This window comes from Coleofasciculus sp. FACHB-542, from assembly GCF_014695825.1.
GTDB lineage: Bacteria > Cyanobacteriota > Cyanobacteriia > Cyanobacteriales > FACHB-T130 > FACHB-T130.
In genome coordinates this window covers 138,130-154,502 of the sequence record NZ_JACJPB010000012.1, presented here as the reverse complement: position 1 = coordinate 154,502, position 16,373 = coordinate 138,130, and the positions used below count along the sequence as shown (strand labels likewise).

Annotated in this window: 16 protein-coding genes and 1 pseudogene; 12 read left to right on the top strand and 5 right to left on the bottom strand. The window is 47.6% G+C overall.

The window, feature by feature from the left end:
• A pseudogene (locus H6F52_RS02815) lies at positions 1–122 on the bottom strand (photosystem II D2 protein (photosystem q(a) protein)); the annotation flags it as partial.
• Between the two features lie 437 nt (positions 123–559).
• Here H6F52_RS02815 and H6F52_RS02810 point away from each other — a divergent pair.
• From H6F52_RS02810 to H6F52_RS02800, 3 genes are all read left to right on the top strand, one after another.
• A complete protein-coding gene (locus H6F52_RS02810) occupies positions 560–1,126 on the top strand; it encodes a photosystem I assembly protein Ycf4 (RefSeq protein ID WP_190531757.1) in 567 nt (188 codons plus the stop codon).
• A 75-nt stretch (positions 1,127–1,201) separates the two neighbouring features.
• The gene (locus tag H6F52_RS02805; protein WP_190414474.1) at positions 1,202–1,954 is read left to right on the top strand and encodes a peptidylprolyl isomerase; all 753 of its coding nucleotides are present in this window, start codon (positions 1,202–1,204) and stop codon (positions 1,952–1,954) included.
• 25 nt (positions 1,955–1,979) lie between these two features.
• Positions 1,980–3,140: a beta-ketoacyl-ACP synthase gene (locus H6F52_RS02800; RefSeq protein WP_190531756.1), complete on the top strand. Its 1,161-nt coding sequence runs from the start codon at positions 1,980–1,982 to the stop codon at positions 3,138–3,140.
• A 134-nt stretch (positions 3,141–3,274) separates the two neighbouring features.
• On the opposite strand, the gene H6F52_RS02795 is transcribed toward H6F52_RS02800, so the two are convergent.
• Positions 3,275–4,060, bottom strand: coding sequence for an RNA polymerase sigma factor SigF (locus H6F52_RS02795; protein ID WP_190414495.1), 786 nt, complete (start codon positions 4,058–4,060; stop codon positions 3,275–3,277).
• A gap of 328 nt (positions 4,061–4,388) precedes the next feature.
• Between H6F52_RS02795 and H6F52_RS02790 the strand changes: the two genes are divergently transcribed.
• The 7 genes from H6F52_RS02790 (at position 4,389) to H6F52_RS02760 (ending at position 9,678) form a co-directional block, all read left to right on the top strand.
• The gene (locus H6F52_RS02790) at positions 4,389–5,117 is read left to right on the top strand and encodes a Bax inhibitor-1 family protein (protein WP_190531755.1); all 729 of its coding nucleotides are present in this window, start codon (positions 4,389–4,391) and stop codon (positions 5,115–5,117) included.
• Between the two features lie 408 nt (positions 5,118–5,525).
• Positions 5,526–6,633, top strand: a protein-coding gene (gene prfB, locus H6F52_RS02785; RefSeq protein WP_190414494.1) for a peptide chain release factor 2 whose coding sequence is annotated in 2 segments (ribosomal slippage) — positions 5,526–5,597 and positions 5,599–6,633 — 1,107 coding nt in all. Because the reading frame shifts where the segments join, the coding sequence is not laid out codon by codon here.
• A 289-nt stretch (positions 6,634–6,922) separates the two neighbouring features.
• Positions 6,923–7,084 (top strand): DUF3285 domain-containing protein, encoded by a 162-nt coding sequence (locus H6F52_RS02780; RefSeq protein WP_347275892.1) that lies wholly within the window; start codon positions 6,923–6,925, stop codon positions 7,082–7,084.
• A 22-nt stretch (positions 7,085–7,106) separates the two neighbouring features.
• Positions 7,107–7,613: an rRNA maturation RNase YbeY gene (ybeY, locus tag H6F52_RS02775; protein WP_190430612.1), complete on the top strand. Its 507-nt coding sequence runs from the start codon at positions 7,107–7,109 to the stop codon at positions 7,611–7,613.
• 103 nt (positions 7,614–7,716) lie between these two features.
• The gene (locus H6F52_RS02770; RefSeq protein WP_190414492.1) at positions 7,717–8,169 is read left to right on the top strand and encodes a diacylglycerol kinase family protein; all 453 of its coding nucleotides are present in this window, start codon (positions 7,717–7,719) and stop codon (positions 8,167–8,169) included.
• A gap of 50 nt (positions 8,170–8,219) precedes the next feature.
• The gene (locus tag H6F52_RS02765; protein WP_190414470.1) at positions 8,220–8,807 is read left to right on the top strand and encodes an aminodeoxychorismate/anthranilate synthase component II; all 588 of its coding nucleotides are present in this window, start codon (positions 8,220–8,222) and stop codon (positions 8,805–8,807) included.
• A gap of 91 nt (positions 8,808–8,898) precedes the next feature.
• A complete protein-coding gene (locus H6F52_RS02760; protein ID WP_190414469.1) occupies positions 8,899–9,678 on the top strand; it encodes an MBL fold metallo-hydrolase in 780 nt (259 codons plus the stop codon).
• A 50-nt stretch (positions 9,679–9,728) separates the two neighbouring features.
• On the opposite strand, the gene H6F52_RS02755 is transcribed toward H6F52_RS02760, so the two are convergent.
• Both H6F52_RS02755 and H6F52_RS02750 read right to left on the bottom strand, forming a co-directional pair.
• Complete coding sequence (locus H6F52_RS02755; RefSeq protein ID WP_190531754.1) at positions 9,729–11,066, bottom strand: adenylate/guanylate cyclase domain-containing protein; 1,338 nt, start codon at positions 11,064–11,066, stop codon at positions 9,729–9,731.
• Between the two features lie 80 nt (positions 11,067–11,146).
• Entirely contained in the window at positions 11,147–11,689 is a 543-nt protein-coding gene (locus H6F52_RS02750) for a carboxymuconolactone decarboxylase family protein (RefSeq protein ID WP_190526194.1), read from the bottom strand.
• 317 nt (positions 11,690–12,006) lie between these two features.
• Between H6F52_RS02750 and H6F52_RS02745 the strand changes: the two genes are divergently transcribed.
• Together H6F52_RS02745 and H6F52_RS02740 are read left to right on the top strand one after the other, a co-directional pair.
• Positions 12,007–13,296 (top strand): aminopeptidase P N-terminal domain-containing protein, encoded by a 1,290-nt coding sequence (locus tag H6F52_RS02745; RefSeq protein WP_190531753.1) that lies wholly within the window; start codon positions 12,007–12,009, stop codon positions 13,294–13,296.
• Positions 13,297–13,526: 230 nt separating this feature from the next.
• On the top strand, positions 13,527–15,134 hold the full coding sequence (locus H6F52_RS02740) for a peptide ligase PGM1-related protein (protein WP_190430613.1): 1,608 nt from the start codon (positions 13,527–13,529) through the stop codon (positions 15,132–15,134).
• Between the two features lie 263 nt (positions 15,135–15,397).
• Here H6F52_RS02740 and H6F52_RS02735 read toward each other — a convergent pair whose 3' ends face one another.
• Complete coding sequence (locus H6F52_RS02735) at positions 15,398–16,318, bottom strand: histone deacetylase (protein ID WP_190433460.1); 921 nt, start codon at positions 16,316–16,318, stop codon at positions 15,398–15,400.
• Positions 16,319–16,373: the final 55 nt, after the last annotated feature.

Sequence of the window (16,373 nt, the reverse complement as noted above, 5' to 3'; positions counted from 1 at the left end):
GCGCAGGGGAATAGCAGTAGGCCGGACCAGCCGACAAATACGAAGCGATCGCGCTTGAGCCAGTCGTCAATGGCGTCAAACCACCCTCTTGAACTTGGCGCGCGTCCGACTGCAATGGTCATTTCAAATCCTCTTACTATTGCGTCAAATCGTCTGAACTTGAGCAATTAACATTATTTATTTGACACGACCCACGTCAGACAGTAGTGGGATTATTTTGGAGAAGTTTGCCGGGTTCTGTCTTCAATAGACACACTCGCTTGATTCCCCTGCGTGTCAATTTCCACTAACCTGTCGCCCTGATACCGGGTTTCAGGCTACTGTTATTTGGGAATGGGGCGCTTTTTGTCCCCAAAGTAAAACCCTAGGGTTCTAGCACGTGTCCTCTATGATAAGAAAATATCAGAATTTTTACAATCTGACACGTACTTCTCATTAATCTCTAGCTCAGTTAGATTGCTAAATCAATAGCATAAATCCCTGGGAAGCTAGATAATCTGAATCAGTCCGATCTTAAAAATTTTCCTTAACAACTTTGGCGAACACAGAGTTTTCTTTCATGGCTGCACCGACAACATCCACAAGTAACCGCGTTCTCCGTCAAGAGGTTTTAGGCTCTCGTCGTTTGAGTAACTATTGGTGGGCAACCGTAGTCTCCTTGGGAGCTACAGGCTTTTTATTGGCTGGAATTTCAAGTTACCTAAAAGTCAATCTTCTCCCTTTTGCTGACCCCACCAAGTTACTTTTTATCCCTCAAGGGATAGTCATGGGACTTTACGGGTTAGCTGGGTTACTCGTAGCGCTCTATCTATGGATGATGATTCTTTTAAACGTAGGGGGCGGTTACAACGAGTTTAATCAAGAAACCGGATATATTCGGATCTTTAGATGGGGCTTTCTCGGCAAAAACCGCCAAATTGAAGTCGGCTGTCGCATACAAGATGTCCAAGCGATTCGGGTGGAAATTAAAGAAGGTCTCAACCCACGCCGGTCGATTTACCTGCGCGTCAAAGGACGCCGCGATATTCCCCTGACGCGAGTTGGGGAACCTCTACCCTTGTCAGAGCTGGAAAATCAGGGTGCCCAACTGGCTCGCTTCTTGGAAGTGCCCATTGAAGGTCTCTAACAATTCTTGGTTGAGCCTCCCAATATCTGCATAAGATGATTCAGTAGCTCTGGCTACCAATTAGGTGAAATGAAAATGCAGATACAAATCCGGCACTGGTTTATATTACTTTTTGCGATCGCAGGACTGATGTTGGGGGGATGTACCACCGAGCAGGCTACTTCCTCGGATACCAGCCCCTCAGCAACTGAAACAACCTCAGCATCTGCCACTCCAGCGAGTAGTCCCAAAACAAGCAGTTTGCCCCGCCTAGAAGGTAAAGCCACCGTAGACATGACGGTTAAAGGCTCGCTAATTACGATTGAAGTCGATGGCACTAATGCCCCGATTACATCTGGGAATTTCGTCGATTTAGTTCAAAGAGGTGTCTATAACGGACTGGTCTTTCACCGCGTAGTGCGGCAACCGCAACCCTTTGTTGCTCAGGGTGGCGATCCGCAAAGTAAAGACCCGAATGTGCCCACAGAACGTCTGGGGATGGGTGGTTTTATCGATCCAGCGACGGGTCAAGCGCGTTACATTCCCCTCGAAATTAAGCCCAAAGGGGCGGAAAAACCCGTTCTCAGCGAAACGCTCAAAAGTGCGGGTGTTTCTCAACCCCCGCAGTTGCGACATACTCGTGGCGCTGTCGCAATGGCTCGCTCATCTTTACCCGACTCGGCTTCGTCGCAGTTTTACATTGCTTTAGCCGATTTGCCGTTCTTGGATGGTGACTATGCTGTTTTTGGCTATGTAACCAAAGGGATGGAGGTCGTTGACAAGATTCAGCAGGGCGATCGCATTGAATCGGCTAAGGTGACCAAAGGTGCGGAAAATCTCAAGAAATAGCAATTGGCGATTCGCTGGGTAATCGGTGGAGATTGTCGTTACTGGGATTGGTTTAGTCTCGGCTTTGGGTAACAGCTTGCAGACGAGCTGGCAACGTTTAATCGCCGGTCAATCTGGCATTCAGTTGCATCAACCCTTTCCAGAACTTGCCCCCCGACCCTTAGGATTGATAGGGAAACAACCCGCTGAGTTAGCAACCCTGACTCAGCGGGTTGTCGCTATGGCGCAGGAAGATGCTGGTTTGGTTTCGCCTTTGCCCGATTGTGGAGTCGTCATTGGTTCGAGTCGCTCTTATCAGGCATCTTGGGAGAAATTGGCGCGGGAGTTCTATCGGGATGCCGAACCAGTAAAATCGCCGCTATACAAACACCTGCCAACCCAGGCTTTTTTGGAGACGCTGCCCCACATGAATGCGATCGCAGCCGCTCGTCAAATCGGGGCAACTGGGTCAGTCTTGGCACCAATGGCGGCTTGTGCAACTGGAATTTGGGCGATCGCGCAAGCAGCGTCGCTCTTGGAAACTGGGCACTGTCAGCAAGTCATTGCTGGAGCCGTGGAATCATCGATTACACCGCTGACCCTGGCAGGGTTTCAGCAGATGGGCGCTTTAGCTCAAACGGGCGCTTATCCTTTTGATCGGTGGCGGGAAGGCTTAGCCTTGGGAGAGGGGGGAGCCGTCTTGGTACTGGAATCCGCAGAATTGGCAAAGCGTCGCTCAGCACGGATTTATGGTCAAGTGCTGGGATTTGGCTTGACATCGGACGCTTATCATACGAATACCCCTGAGCCAGGAAGTCGGAGTGCGATCGCGGCGGTCAAACAATGTTGCGATCGCAGCAACCTTTTCCCTGCGGACATCCATTACATCCACGCTCACGGTACCGCTACCCAGCTCAACGACCAAAATGAGGCGCACTTAATTCAGTATCTCTTTCCCCAAACGGTGCCAGTCAGTTCTACTAAGGGAGCCACAGGTCATACATTGGGAGCATCTGGAGCCTTAGGTGTCGCTTTCTCCCTAATGGCATTGAAGCATCAAATCTTGCCACCGTGTGTGGGGTTAAAGGAACCAGAATTTGATTTAGATTTAGTTAAAGTCCCGCGTCAAGGTGAAATTAAACAGGTGCTTTGTTTCAGCTTTGGTTTCGGAGGGCAGAATGCAGTGGTAGCTTTGGGGAAAATGTAGCCGAACGCCTTCAGGCGTTATGCCACCTAAAAAAATAGAGTGGTATATACCACTCTACAAACTCTCTACTAATTTTTAACTGGCGACTACTTCCCAAACAAGCTGTCTTGCTTGTAATTCTTTCCAGGAAGCCTTTAACTAGCCAAACGCTCGGTTGATTGAGGTTGCAACAGCGATACCAACTGCTCAACTCCTCTTTGAAGATGCCGTGTCACCGTCATCGGGCTGACACCAATTCGCTTAGCCGCTTCTTTCCGAGGAAGATCTCGTACCAACACCAACTCAATTGCTGCTTGAGTTTTGTTGTCCAAATAACTCATTGCCCCTTCCAGCTCTTGCCGTTCTTCTTCTTGACTTTGCCAAGATTGATAGCGAGGGTCAGGGAGTGTTTCCGCCAACGTCACCTGAAAGTCAGACTGCTCAAAAACGACACTATCTAAACTTAATGGTCGGCAGTTTTGAGCCGCAACCTTGCTTTCGCTCCACTCTTCTAGAGATACTTTAATTGCTTGGGCAATTTCAGCTTCTTTTGGCGATCGCCCTAAAGTTTGTGCCAACTCTTTTCGCGCCTTTTGTCCTTCCTGCTGGATTTCCTGCCACCGACGAGGCATTTTCATTACGCCGCTTCTGTCGCGTAAATAATGCAGCATCTCGCCGCGAATGTAAGGAACCGCAAAGGAACTAAAAGCATAACCTTGATGGGGATTGAATCGCTCAATCGCCCGAATCAAACCGAGATAGCCGAGTTGTTCCAAATCTTCATAAGGTTCCGCACACTGATAGCTGACTCGATGAGCCATCTTCCGAACCAGTCCAGCATTCAACTGCACCAGTTGATTGCGAACTTCAACTGATGGATTTTTATAGTAAGCAATCAAAAGTTCCATCGAATCGGAGCTGCAAGAAGATTGAGTCGCCATTGTCAAAGCCTCTGTAAAACCACCCCGTTTGGGAGATTGGGAAATCGCTATCTCTTCATTTCGTCTAACTGAATTCATTTTCTGTATAGGCGCTTTCAACAACCATCGTTGGAATACGGAACTCACAGAGAGCCTCTCCCGGAATGTCAGCATATATACGTAAGTTGCAGTTTGATGTAGCCAAAAACTAATCCTTACTTCAAAAACAAACCGTAAGCGTTTGCTTCGTGAAACCCACCCTTCTAAGGACTCCGGCTCTACGTCACAATTGAATTAGACTGGCGATCGCATAAATGTAAATGACTCGTAATATTTCTGAGGAAGCTTCATGAGTAACACCAGTAACTTCCGTCAAGCGATGCGTGAGGCTAAAAATCACGCACTCGTTGGCCCCAATGTTATTGCCAAAGCCCTTCCCTACGTAGGCGCTGGACTTGTCTTAACCGCACTTGGCACCTATGGGGGTCTTGGCGTTCTCCGCTCCAACCCAGGGCTATTCATGCCAACCTTCTGGGTTGCCCTGATTGCAGAATTCGCCCTTTTCTTCGTTGCCCAAAAAGTTGCCATTAATGGTAAGAAAAGCGTTGCTCTGCCCCTTCTGGCTACCTACAGTCTGTTGTCAGGCTATACCCTAAGCGGATTGATATTTGTGGCTCTGAGGACGCCAGGGGTCGGTGTGGCAGGAATTGGTTTTGCCGCCCTCGGCTGTGGCGTTACCTTTATTGCTGCACGACAGATTGGCTCCAATCTGTCGGAGCAAGACGGCATGGCTCTAACTAAAACAGTACAGCTAGGTATTATTGCCCTAGTTGTGGTGCTAGTGGGTCAGCTGCTGTTGTCTTTGTTTGGTGTCTATACACCCACCTGGCTAGAAATTGCCATTTCTGGTATTGGCGTGTTTTTGTTTGCCGGAGCTGCTGTGGTGGATTTCTATATCCTGCCCCGCGCTTACCGCGATGACCAATATCTGCCTGCTGCTTTGTCGATGTATCTGACTTACATCAATTTGTTCATTTTTATCCTGCGGTTGCTGATCGCTTTTAATAGCCGCGACTAACAGGCAAAAGTTTCATTAAGCGCACACATCTTGAAGCCGTGGTTTCCCACGGCTTTTTTTGGGACTGGACATTTAGCAAGAAACTTAGATAAATTTGATTGCAGTGCAATATGAGCAGCGATCAAGAAAAAGCGCTAAAGCAATGCTGGAAATCATAGACATCCAACGTGAAGTAGAAACGTTGTCTTAGCATCTGGATCAAGATCAAGACTATCTTTAACTTTCAGCAGTTACTCCACAAATTCAATCTTAATGGGGTAATGGGTAAAAGATAATTGGTAACTTCCCCTGTTCCTCTCCTTCGCTTTCTTTGTTCAGGTCTTAGTGATTGGGAGAGAGACTCCAGCTAAGATCGAAAAGAGTGCAACTTTACTACCAAGCGCTCATCGGAAAAAGCTCAAAACAATGATTGAACTCCTAGACATTAAACGCGAAGTCGAAACGTTGTGCGATCGCCTGGGTAAAACCCAGGACTATCTTTGACGTTCCTGCTCTAACTGCCAAAATTCAAGACTTGGAGCAAGTCGCGGCGCAACCGGATTTTTGGGACGACCAAACGAGTGCCCAACAAACCCTCCAAGAACTCAATGACCTCAAATCCCACTTGGAACAATTTCACCAGTGGAAAAACAGCCTAGAAGACGCCAGGGCGGTTGTGGAACTGCTGGAATTAGAAGCCGACGAGTCACTGCTTTTGGAAGCTGAAAGCAACATCACCAAGCTCAATCAGGAACTTGAGCGATGGGAATTGCAACAGATGCTTTCCGGTACTTATGACCAAAGCGGAGCCGTTTTAACCATTAACGCCGGTGCAGGTGGCACAGACGCCCAAGACTGGGCGGAAATGTTGCTGCGGATGTACACTCGCTGGGCAGAAAACCACGGTTACAAAGTTACCTTAGCGGAAATCTCCAAAGGAGAAGAAGCGGGGCTTAAGTCAGCCACCTTAGAGATTGAAGGGCGTTATGCTTATGGCTACCTGAAGGCAGAAAAAGGAACCCACCGGCTGGTGCGGATATCGCCTTTCAACGCCAACGACAAGCGCCAAACAAGCTTTGCTGGAGTGGAAGTAATGCCAACTCTGGATAGATCCGTGACTCTGGACATTCCAGATAAGGATTTAGAAATCACCACCTCTAGGGCTGGTGGTAAAGGTGGACAAAATGTCAACAAAGTGGAAACAGCGGTGCGGATTGTTCATATTCCCACCGGGCTTGCCGTGCGCTGTACTGAAGAGCGAAGTCAGCTGCAAAACAAAGAAAAAGGTCTTGCCATCCTCAAAGCTAAGTTGCTGATTGTCGCCCAAGAGCAACGCGCCAAGGAAATTGCGGACATTCGAGGGGATATGGTAGAGGCAGCTTGGGGCAACCAAATTCGTAACTACGTTTTCCACCCGTACCAGATGGTCAAGGATCTGCGGACAGGTGTAGAAACGACTGCCATTAACGATGTGATGAATGGCGACCTCGATTCGTTCATTGAAGCCTATCTGCGCCAAGAAAATCAGCTTACCTAAAAGCTGCGCCGTTGGGTCTTTAGGGTAGCCTCTGTGAGAGGGTTACTTAGCCACCAAGACACCAAGAAATTAGTAACATCGGGTGGACAAAGGAGCGATCGCTCCTTTGTCCTTTACTTGCTGATTCGGTGATTTGCCATCAATTGCGAAACAAACTGTTACATTGTTGGAAGAAAAGTTTATCCCTGGCTTATCATCAGCTGGAAAAACCACTTTTGAGTCTTCAGTAATTATCCTTATGAGTAACTCCTCGTCAACGCCACAAGCGGCATCACAAACTCCAGAACCCATTTCTGAATCGACACCCGCCTCGACAGAGCCTCAACCCAGCTACGTGAAGCTGGCAATGCGAAACATGGTACGAAAAGGAGGCACTTCGTTAAAACATTTTGCCCTGTCAACCATTGGTCTTGTGGCGCTGCTGATCGGTCTTTCTTACCTGACTCGTTAATCCGGAACCCGGTTGTATGGGCATAAACATAGAAGTTAGCATCCAAGACTATTTCTTCTCGTCCAATCCAGCAGATGCCAGTGCCCAAGAAGAAATTTCACCTGAAACTTGGGAAACTTGGTTCCATCGTTGGATGGAAACGCTGCATCTAGATATTCCTCAAGCGGATGCCTATGAACTGAGTTTGCGCCTCACGGACGATAAAGAAATACAGACCCTCAACGCCCAGTATCGTCATCAAAATAAACCGACAGATGTATTAGCTTTTGCATCCTTAGAGGTAGACTGTCCTCAGCCGATGGATTTTTTAGAGGATACACCTCTGTATCTTGGTGATATCGTCATCTCCGTTGAGACTGCGACTCGGCAGGCTCAACAACAGGAACATCCTTTAAAAACAGAGCTAGCCTGGTTAGCGGCTCACGGTTTGCTTCATCTACTCGGCTGGGATCATCCCGATGAAGATAGCCTGACTAAAATGTTGAACCAGCAGGAAACTTTACTCCAGGTTATTGGTCTTACTATCTAGCCTAGCTATACCCAATAGCCTTCATCTGTACTTAGATTCAAGTTTCGCCCACGCGCCAGCCGGAGCGATGGTTCATGCCCTTCAGCCCCGTAAAACCCTTGCCATGTCTCAAGAAATTTCCACACCTTCTTTGAACCACTCAGATGTAGTGAAACCAAACCGGGATTTAGCTTGGCGAATTGCGCCGAACTTAATAATTAGTTTTAAATATGCTTGGGCCGGACTTCGATATGCCTTTATTACCCAACGCAACTTTCGCATCCATGTAGTTATAGGCACCCTAGCTATTGGTTTGGGTGTCTTTTTGCAGTTGAAGGCAGTCGAAATGGCGGTGATTGGAATAACAATTGGGCTAGTGTTGGCGCTGGAGTTATTGAATACGGCAATTGAGTCAGTTGTTGACTTAACGGTTAAGCAGGCTTACCATGAGCTTGCCAAAATTGCTAAAGACTGTGCTGCTGGTGCCGTTCTGGTTTCGGCACTCGTGTCGGTATTGGTCGCTGGTTCGCTGCTTTTGCCACCCCTTGTAATTCGGATTCAGTCGATGCTGCGCTAAGTAGTTTTGAGTTTTGAGTTGAAGGCTTCTGACTCACAAGGAGTTTACATTTGATTCTGGTTATTGATAATTACGACAGTTTTACCTATAACTTGGTGCAGTATCTGGGAGAACTTGGCGCTGAACTGCCCGTAGCATCTGAAATTCAGGTGTATCGCAATGACCAAATCTCCCTTGAGCAAATCGAAAAGCTTAAACCCGATGGAATTGTGATTTCGCCGGGACCAGGGCGTCCAGAAGATGCCGGAATTTCCCTGGAGTTAATTCAAAAGATGGGTTCCGGGGTACCCATTTTGGGCGTTTGCCTGGGACATCAAGGCATTGGTCAAGTATTCGGCGGTGAAATTGTTTCTGCACCCATGTTGATGCATGGCAAAACTTCTCCAATTCATCACACAGGTGTCGGCGTATTTCGAGGATTAGACAATCCCTTTACCGCTACCCGGTATCATAGTTTGGTGATTGACCGACACAGCTGCCCAGATGTCCTGGAAATTACGGCTTGGGTAGACGACGGAACCATCATGGGCGTCCGGCATCGGAACTATCCGCATATTGAGGGCGTCCAATTCCATCCGGAGAGTATTCTGACGGCTTCAGGAAAGCAATTGCTGCGAAACTTCCTGGAATCGCTTTAGTGCTAATGGCTAATGGCTAATTGTTCATCGCTCAATTAAGCATTAGCGATTAGCAAAGGACTAATGACTAATGACTGAGGACTAAATTCTGATGAAACGGCGACAGTTGATGCGCTATGCTGGGGCGGGTTTGCTTACAGCATTAGGAACAGGCTTGGCTTCTGGATTTCAGACTTATCAGGCGGCAACACCTGGTGGATCTGTCTCTGTGAAATGGCTGGGGCATACCAGCTTTTTGTTTACTGGAAGTGGTAAACGAGTCTTGGCGAATCCCTTTCAGAAGCTGGGCTGTACGGCTGGGTATCGTTCATCGAAGGTGCCGGCGGATTTAGTGCTAGTCAGCAGCCTATTACTTGATGAAGGGGCGGTGGAAGGGTTGCCAGGGAATCCCCAGTTTTTATATAAACCGGGAGTTTACCAAGTTGACAACCTAAAAATTCAAGGAATGAGCATTAACCACGATCGCAACGGTGGACGCCGATTTGGCACGAACGTGGCTTGGCGTTGGACGCAAGGAGGAATCAATATTCTGCATTTAGGCGGTGCTGCTGCACCGATTGATATTGAGCAAAAAATCCTGATGGGACGTCCCGATGTATTGTTAGTACCCGTAGGCGGAAGTGACAAAGCCTACACGCCTCAGGAAGCCATGCAGGCAGTACAAGTCCTCAATCCCAAATTGGTGATTCCCACGCATTACCGTACCCAAGCCGCCGATGCTGCGAGTTGCGATATTGTCTCCGTGGATGAATTTTTGGCATTGATGGATGGGATGCCGGTGCGTCGGGTCAATAGTGATACTTTGACGGTTAAATCAACGGATTTGCCAGAAAATGGCACTGCGATCGCAGTGATGAGTTATAAGTTTTAAACAATCATGCGTGATGAGTCCCTAGTTATTATTTAGTGAATGGCTAATGACTAATCAGGATGCCCCGATTGGATTGCCGCATAAAGTTGATTAAAATCCTCATTGGGTAACAATCCGGTGGGGTCTAGGGAAAAGCATTTTTTGAGGCGGGTGACAAGATACATATCAATGTCACCCTTATTTTTTGCATTGACTTTTCCCCGATATTCACAATCAAAAAAATTTTTCACTAACTCAAACGTGGCTTTTGAAATATTAATGTTGCCACAAACTCCACAGGATTCCATTCTGGAGGCAGTATTAACCGTATCGCCCCAAACATCATAGGAAAATTTATTATGACCGATCGCACCCGCTAGCAAGGGTCCTGAGTGGATGCCGATGCGGACTTCCCAATAGGGATGATTATTTTTGATTTTTTCGAGCCGCCGCCATTGCATAAAGGCTTGAATTTGTAAGGCGGCTAGTACAGCATCAATTGCATGAGTGCGGTTAGGAGTGGGAATTCCTCCAACACACATATAACTGTCACCAATTGTTTTTAATTTCTCTAACTTGTGGGTTTCAATGAGCATATCGAAGCAAGAAAAGCAATAATCTAATTCATTGACTAAATCTTCGGGAGTGAGTTGTTCGGCTAATTGAGTGAAATCTTTAAAGTCGGTAAACAATACTGAGGCAGAGTCATAATGCACGGGTTTAACTCTGCCAGTGCGTTTTAATTCATCGGCTACACGTACAGGAAGTACGTTCAGTAACAGTTGCTCAGATTTGCGTTTTTCTGCCTCTAGTTGGGCATATAGCTGATTTAATTGGGCGAAGCCACTGGCGTTGCGAATTGCTGCCGATACTTGCAAGGCTAGTAAATAACTAATGCGTAAATCTTCCAGTGTGTAAGCGTGGGCTTGGGTAGTCGCAAAGTTGATAGTACCAATGACTTGGCGATCGCTCTGTAGGGGGACGAATATTTGGGAAGCATAAGAGTGCAGAAAAACAGATAGAGAGCCTTCTCGAATCAGTTGCGATTGACCTGTTTTCATTGCACGACCTAAAGGGCTGTCCTCTGCGACAATCGTGGCAGTCAACTCTACAGGATCGCCAAATAGGGTTACGAGGCGGCAAGAACTGGTATCGGTGCAGATATAGACGCTACAATGCTCGAAATCCAAGAGCCATTTAGCTTGTTTACCAACAACCCGCAAAATCTCGTCTATATCCAGGGTACGGTTAATCGCTGTCGCAATTTCATTGACAGCGGCGATGCGGCTGGAAAGAGCTTGGGCTTCCGCAAGCAGACGGCGGGCTATCAGCAGTAGTGGTTCGCGAGCTTGTTTTTCTAGCTCATTGCTACTATCAAACGGAGGGAAAGAGTCATGGGTATTGCCCATTATTGGGATGATTCTGTTTTTCCTGAAATTTAACGAACGACATTCTCAAGAAAATACGGACTCACGAGAAAACTGGCAATTTACAATTGGTCAATTTCGAGAGCGATCGCGTCTGTGTATCGATTTATGCTGGTAAATAAGTCAGCAGTGGAAATAATCTCGAAGATTTCTGAGTCATCTAGCCCCAACTCTCGTAGATTTTGGTAATCTTTTGCGGTCAGTTCGTGGGGTTTAGTCCCGGCAAGTAAGCCAAAACGAATGACCGCTTTTTCGCGCTTGGGAAGCGGACAGGCAGCAAAGTCTGAAACCAGTGTCCGGAGAACTTCTTCACTCATTCCTAGCGCTGATAATCCATGCAAGTGAACGTTGAGGGCATAGGGACTGTTGTGAGCCTGAGAGATGGCAACTCCCACCATTTCCTTCAGGGTGCGGGGCACATCTCCTTGCAGGATGGTAGCGCGGAATTTTTTCCAATTCGCTTCCAGCACACCGGGATTTATCGCCATTGATTTGAAAATGTTGGGAATGATCCCAAACCCTAATTCAGACAAAATTTCGTTATATACTGTTTTGACCTTTAAATCTGTGACTTCATCTTGTTCTTGAAGGGGGAAGCGAGTCATAGTTGCCTCTATCATTCGTTTGTAAAATTGCTAAGCGAGATGGAAGCGGTTTTTTTGTTATTTGAAATATTTTTGTTCTCATTTAATAGATGCAAGAGTCGATCGGGAGTATCGTTCCGTCGAATCCAGTCATTAGCGATCGCGCAGCCAATCCCCTGAAAAAATCGCTAACGATTCAGAAAATTTTAATTTGAGTTGTATTCGAGTACACCCTATAAAGATTTGTTACCAAATCTCTCATAGTATAACCTTGAAAATATATTGGTCAATTCGACTGACTCGACCACCTAGAAAAACAAAGATACGTAGTTGAGATTATGCAAGCAGAATACGCAGCGCGTCGCGAGCAGTTGATGGCGAAAATTGGCAACGGCACTGCCATCTTTCGGAGTGCCCCAGTGGCTGTCATGCACAACGATGTTGAGTACACTTTTCGGCAAGATAGTGATTTTTATTACTTAACTGGATTTAACGAACCAGAGGCGGTGGCAGTTTTAGCGCCCCACCATGCAGAACACCGATTTGTATTGTTTGTCCAGCCGAAGGAACGAGAGAAGGAAGTTTGGACAGGATATCGGGTCGGGGTGGAAAAGGCAAAAGAATTCTATGGGGCGGATGAAGCTTACCCGATTGCAGAACTAAATGAGAAACTACCTCAGTATTTAGAAAAAGCCGACCGGATTTATTATCATTTGGGACGCGATCGCGCTTTCAATGAGACTATCCTCACCCACTGGCAGCGGTTGATGGCGGGTTATCCCAAGCGGGGTACGGGACCCATTGCGATTGAAGACACCAATCCGGTGCTTCACGGGATGCGACTGGTGAAGAGTCCAGCCGAGATAGAATTGATGCGTCGTGCGGCTGACATCTCAGCAGAAGCTCACAACTGGGCGCGAGAATTCGCTCAACCGGGGCGTTACGAGTACGAAGTGCAGGCGGAGATAGAACACATCTTCCGAAAACGGGGTGGAATGGGGCCAGCTTATCCCTCAATTGTTGCCTCTGGCGCGAATGCTTGCGTGCTGCACTACATTGAGAATAATCGGCAGATGCAGGATAACGAGTTACTGCTAATTGATGCGGGTTGTTGCTACGACTACTACAACGGCGACATCACGCGCACATTTCCGGTCGGGGGCAAGTTTACGACAGAGCAGAAGACGCTTTACGACATTGTATTAGAAGCGCAGTTACAGGCGATCGCGCAAGTTCAACCCGGAAATCCCTACAACTTAGGTCACGACACGGCAGTGCGCGTTTTGGTCGAAGGTTTAATCGATGTGGGACTCCTGGCGGGTGATATTGAAGAAATTATCAAAGAGGAGAAATATAAACCCTTTTATATGCACCGCACCGGACATTGGCTGGGTTTAGATGTCCACGATGCTGGTGTTTATAAGTACGGGGAAGAAGTTTGGCAGAGTTTGCAACCCGGTCATGTGCTAACAGTGGAACCGGGTCTATATATTGGACTGGATGTAGAACCAGCCGAGGGGCAACCTGCAATTGATGACAGGTGGCGTGGGATTGGTATCCGCATTGAGGATGATGTGTTAGTTACTGAATCAGGACATGAGGTACTGACGGCGGGGGTTCCCAAGTAGATTGGATTAAACTTTAAACTTCATCAAAATCCCTCATTATCCTCAAATCTACGGGTTTAGTGAGGGTATCTTTTTTTTGGAAACAGCCGAGGCGGAATCTGTTTGTTTCCAACTCGCGCCATCAGTCAAGCAGAATTACAGTTTTGTGTCGCAAAGCCCATATTTTCCCCCTGATCTGGGTAAAATCGCTGATAGGGGCAGCGTTGGGAGCAAGGCGGAGGTCTATGGTAATGCAAGGTGTAGAGAATTCCTCTAAGCAGGCGGAGCAGTTTCAACTGCTTCAAGCCCAACTGCGCGATCGCTGGCAGGGAGTCGATTTGTTCGACAGCGATGACTACGATATTTTAGTGATTCCTTCGGTCAGCCTTGACCAGCGGGAACTACTTAAAATTCAGGGCTTTCTCAATTATGAAGAGCGGCTGCTCTTTTCTTTAATTCGCCTGCGACACCCGCGCACGCGGCTGATTTATGTAACTTCACAGCCGTTACCGCCAATTGTGATTGATTACTACTTGCAGCTGTTGCCAGGAATTCCGTTTTCTCATGCTCGCGATCGCTTGTTACTATTTTCTACCTACGATTCCTCAGCCAAACCTCTGACTCAGAAGATTTTAGAGCGCCCTCGCTTGATGGAGCGGATGCGGCAAGCCTTGCGCCCCGAAAAATCTTACATGATCTGCTATAACTCGACCTTGCTAGAGCGAGATTTGGCAGTACAGATGGGCATTCCCCTTCTGGCGCTCGACCCCGATTTACTCACCTGGGGCACCAAAAGCGGCAGCCGGAAAATCTTTGCCGAGTGTGGGGTTCCTCATCCCGATGGCAGCGACAGTGTCTGGAATGCAGAAGACTTGGGCGTAGCAGCAGCCGAATTGTGGGAACGCCAACCGCAGTTAAAGCGGATGGTTGTCAAACTCAATGAAGGATTTTCCGGCGAGGGGAATGCGCTACTGGATCTCAGACCAATCAAAAATGTGGCACCCGGAGAAGCCTCCCATGCCGAAAGGGTTGCCGCGATTAGCGATCGCTTTTCCTCCTTAAGCTTTCAAGCCAAGGCAGAAACTTGGGAAAATTTTTCCAGCCGTATCCCAGAGTTAGGGGCAATTGTAGAAGCTTTTATTGAAGGAGAGCATAAGCGATCGCCTAGCGTTCAAGGTCGCATTGACCCCAATGGAGAGGTAGAAATTCTCTCCACGCACGACCAAATTCTGGGTGGCCCAGATGGTCAGATTTATCTCGGTTGCAACTTCCCCGCCGATGAAGCTTACCGCCTGCGCTTGCAGGACTTAGGATTGCGTGTGGGGCGAAATTTGGCAAAAAAAGGAGCTTTAGAACGCTTTGGGGTGGACTTTATCGCCTGTCATCACCCCGAAAAATCTGGCGAGCAGTGGGACATCCAAGCGATTGAAATCAATTTGCGGAAGGGCGGGACGACCCACCCGTTTATGACCCTCAAGTTTTTAACCAACGGTCGCTATGACAGTTCCACGGGTTTGTTCTACAGCCAACAAGGTCGCCCAAAATACTATGTTGCTACCGACAACCTCCAAAAAGAACGTTATGTAGGGCTGTTGCCGAATGATTTGATGGATATTATTGCCCACCAACGGCTGCACTTTGATACCAGTACAGAAACCGGCACCGTTTTCCATCTCATGGGTTGTCTTTCCGAGTTCGGCAAGCTGGGATTAACCAGTATTGGTGATTCTCTGCAACAGGCAGAAGAAATTTACAACAAAGTTGTGAAAGTCCTAGACGAAGAAACGAAAACTCGCCCTAGTGCTTCTTATTCGGCATCCTATCCCAGCCCTCCGATTGCTTGGAGTGGAAAGAGTTAAAGAGTTTGGAGCTAGCGCAACGCTTGACTGACTCAGATAAAAGTGATGTTAAGCGTTGCAGTGCAAAGCAAGGACTAAGTATATTTCCTTAACGCCATTGAGACTGGAAATAATCACACGAGAATTTCTTTGGGCTGCGCCAGAATAGAAACAACTCTTTTTTCTTGATCGCTAAATAATAGTGCTTTAAACGATTAGTTACTCAGTCCTCAGTCCTCAACCCTCAGCCCTATTTTAAGCGGCAAAAACTGAGCGCCAAAAGCCTATACTAAACATCGCTCAATCGTTGATAGAACAGATTTCGCTAATGATGAGAGGTCATAACCGCCCTCAAGACCAAAAACAATGCGACGAGTTACTTGCAGACAATAATCGGTAAATAACCCATAATCTTGCGGTTGCAGGTTAATACTAGCTAATGGGTCATCTGCATTCGCGTCATAACCAGCACTGACTATCAGCAAATCTGGCTGAAAATTGGTTAAAAAGGGTACAATCTTCTGCTCAAAAAGCGGTTGGTATTCAGTGATTGTGCTGCCAGGAAACATGGGGAAATTCAGCACATTGTTGTGGATACCGCGTTCGGAAGCTTGTCCGGTGCCGGGATAGCAAGGAGATTGATGCAAGGAACAGTAGGCAATTTGGGGGTGGGTTTCTACAATATTTTGCGTGCCGTTGCCGTGATGAACATCCCAGTCGAGGATAGCAACGCGATTGATGCTGGGTTGTTCGAGGGCATAGTAGGCTGCGATCGCTGCATTGGAAAATAAGCAAAACCCCATGCCATAATTGCGTTCTGCATGGTGTCCGGGAGGACGTGCCAGCACAAAAGCTGGGTTATTAGTGGCAAGGACGCAATCTACCCCATCCAGCCACGCGCTGGCTGCAAGCATTGCCACCTCGTAACTCCGAGGAGAAACAAGGGTATCGCCACCATCCAAATATCCGCCACCTTTTTGGGCAATCTGTCGGACTTTCTCAATGTGTTGTTGAGTGTGGACTTGTTGTAAAATCGGCGCGATCGCTCGGTTCTCTACCGGCGTTGGCAGCTGCCATTCAATTTGATCTGCCCAAGGCGCAGCTTTTAAAGCGTTCACAATTGCCGTCAGGCGTGCGGGTCGTTCTGGGTGGGATCGACCCGTGTCGTGATCGAGAAACTCATCTGAGTAGATTACAGGCAGCATAGTCCGAGAAAGGTTGGCAACACCAGGATCAATCATAGGCAGCATCAATGCTTTC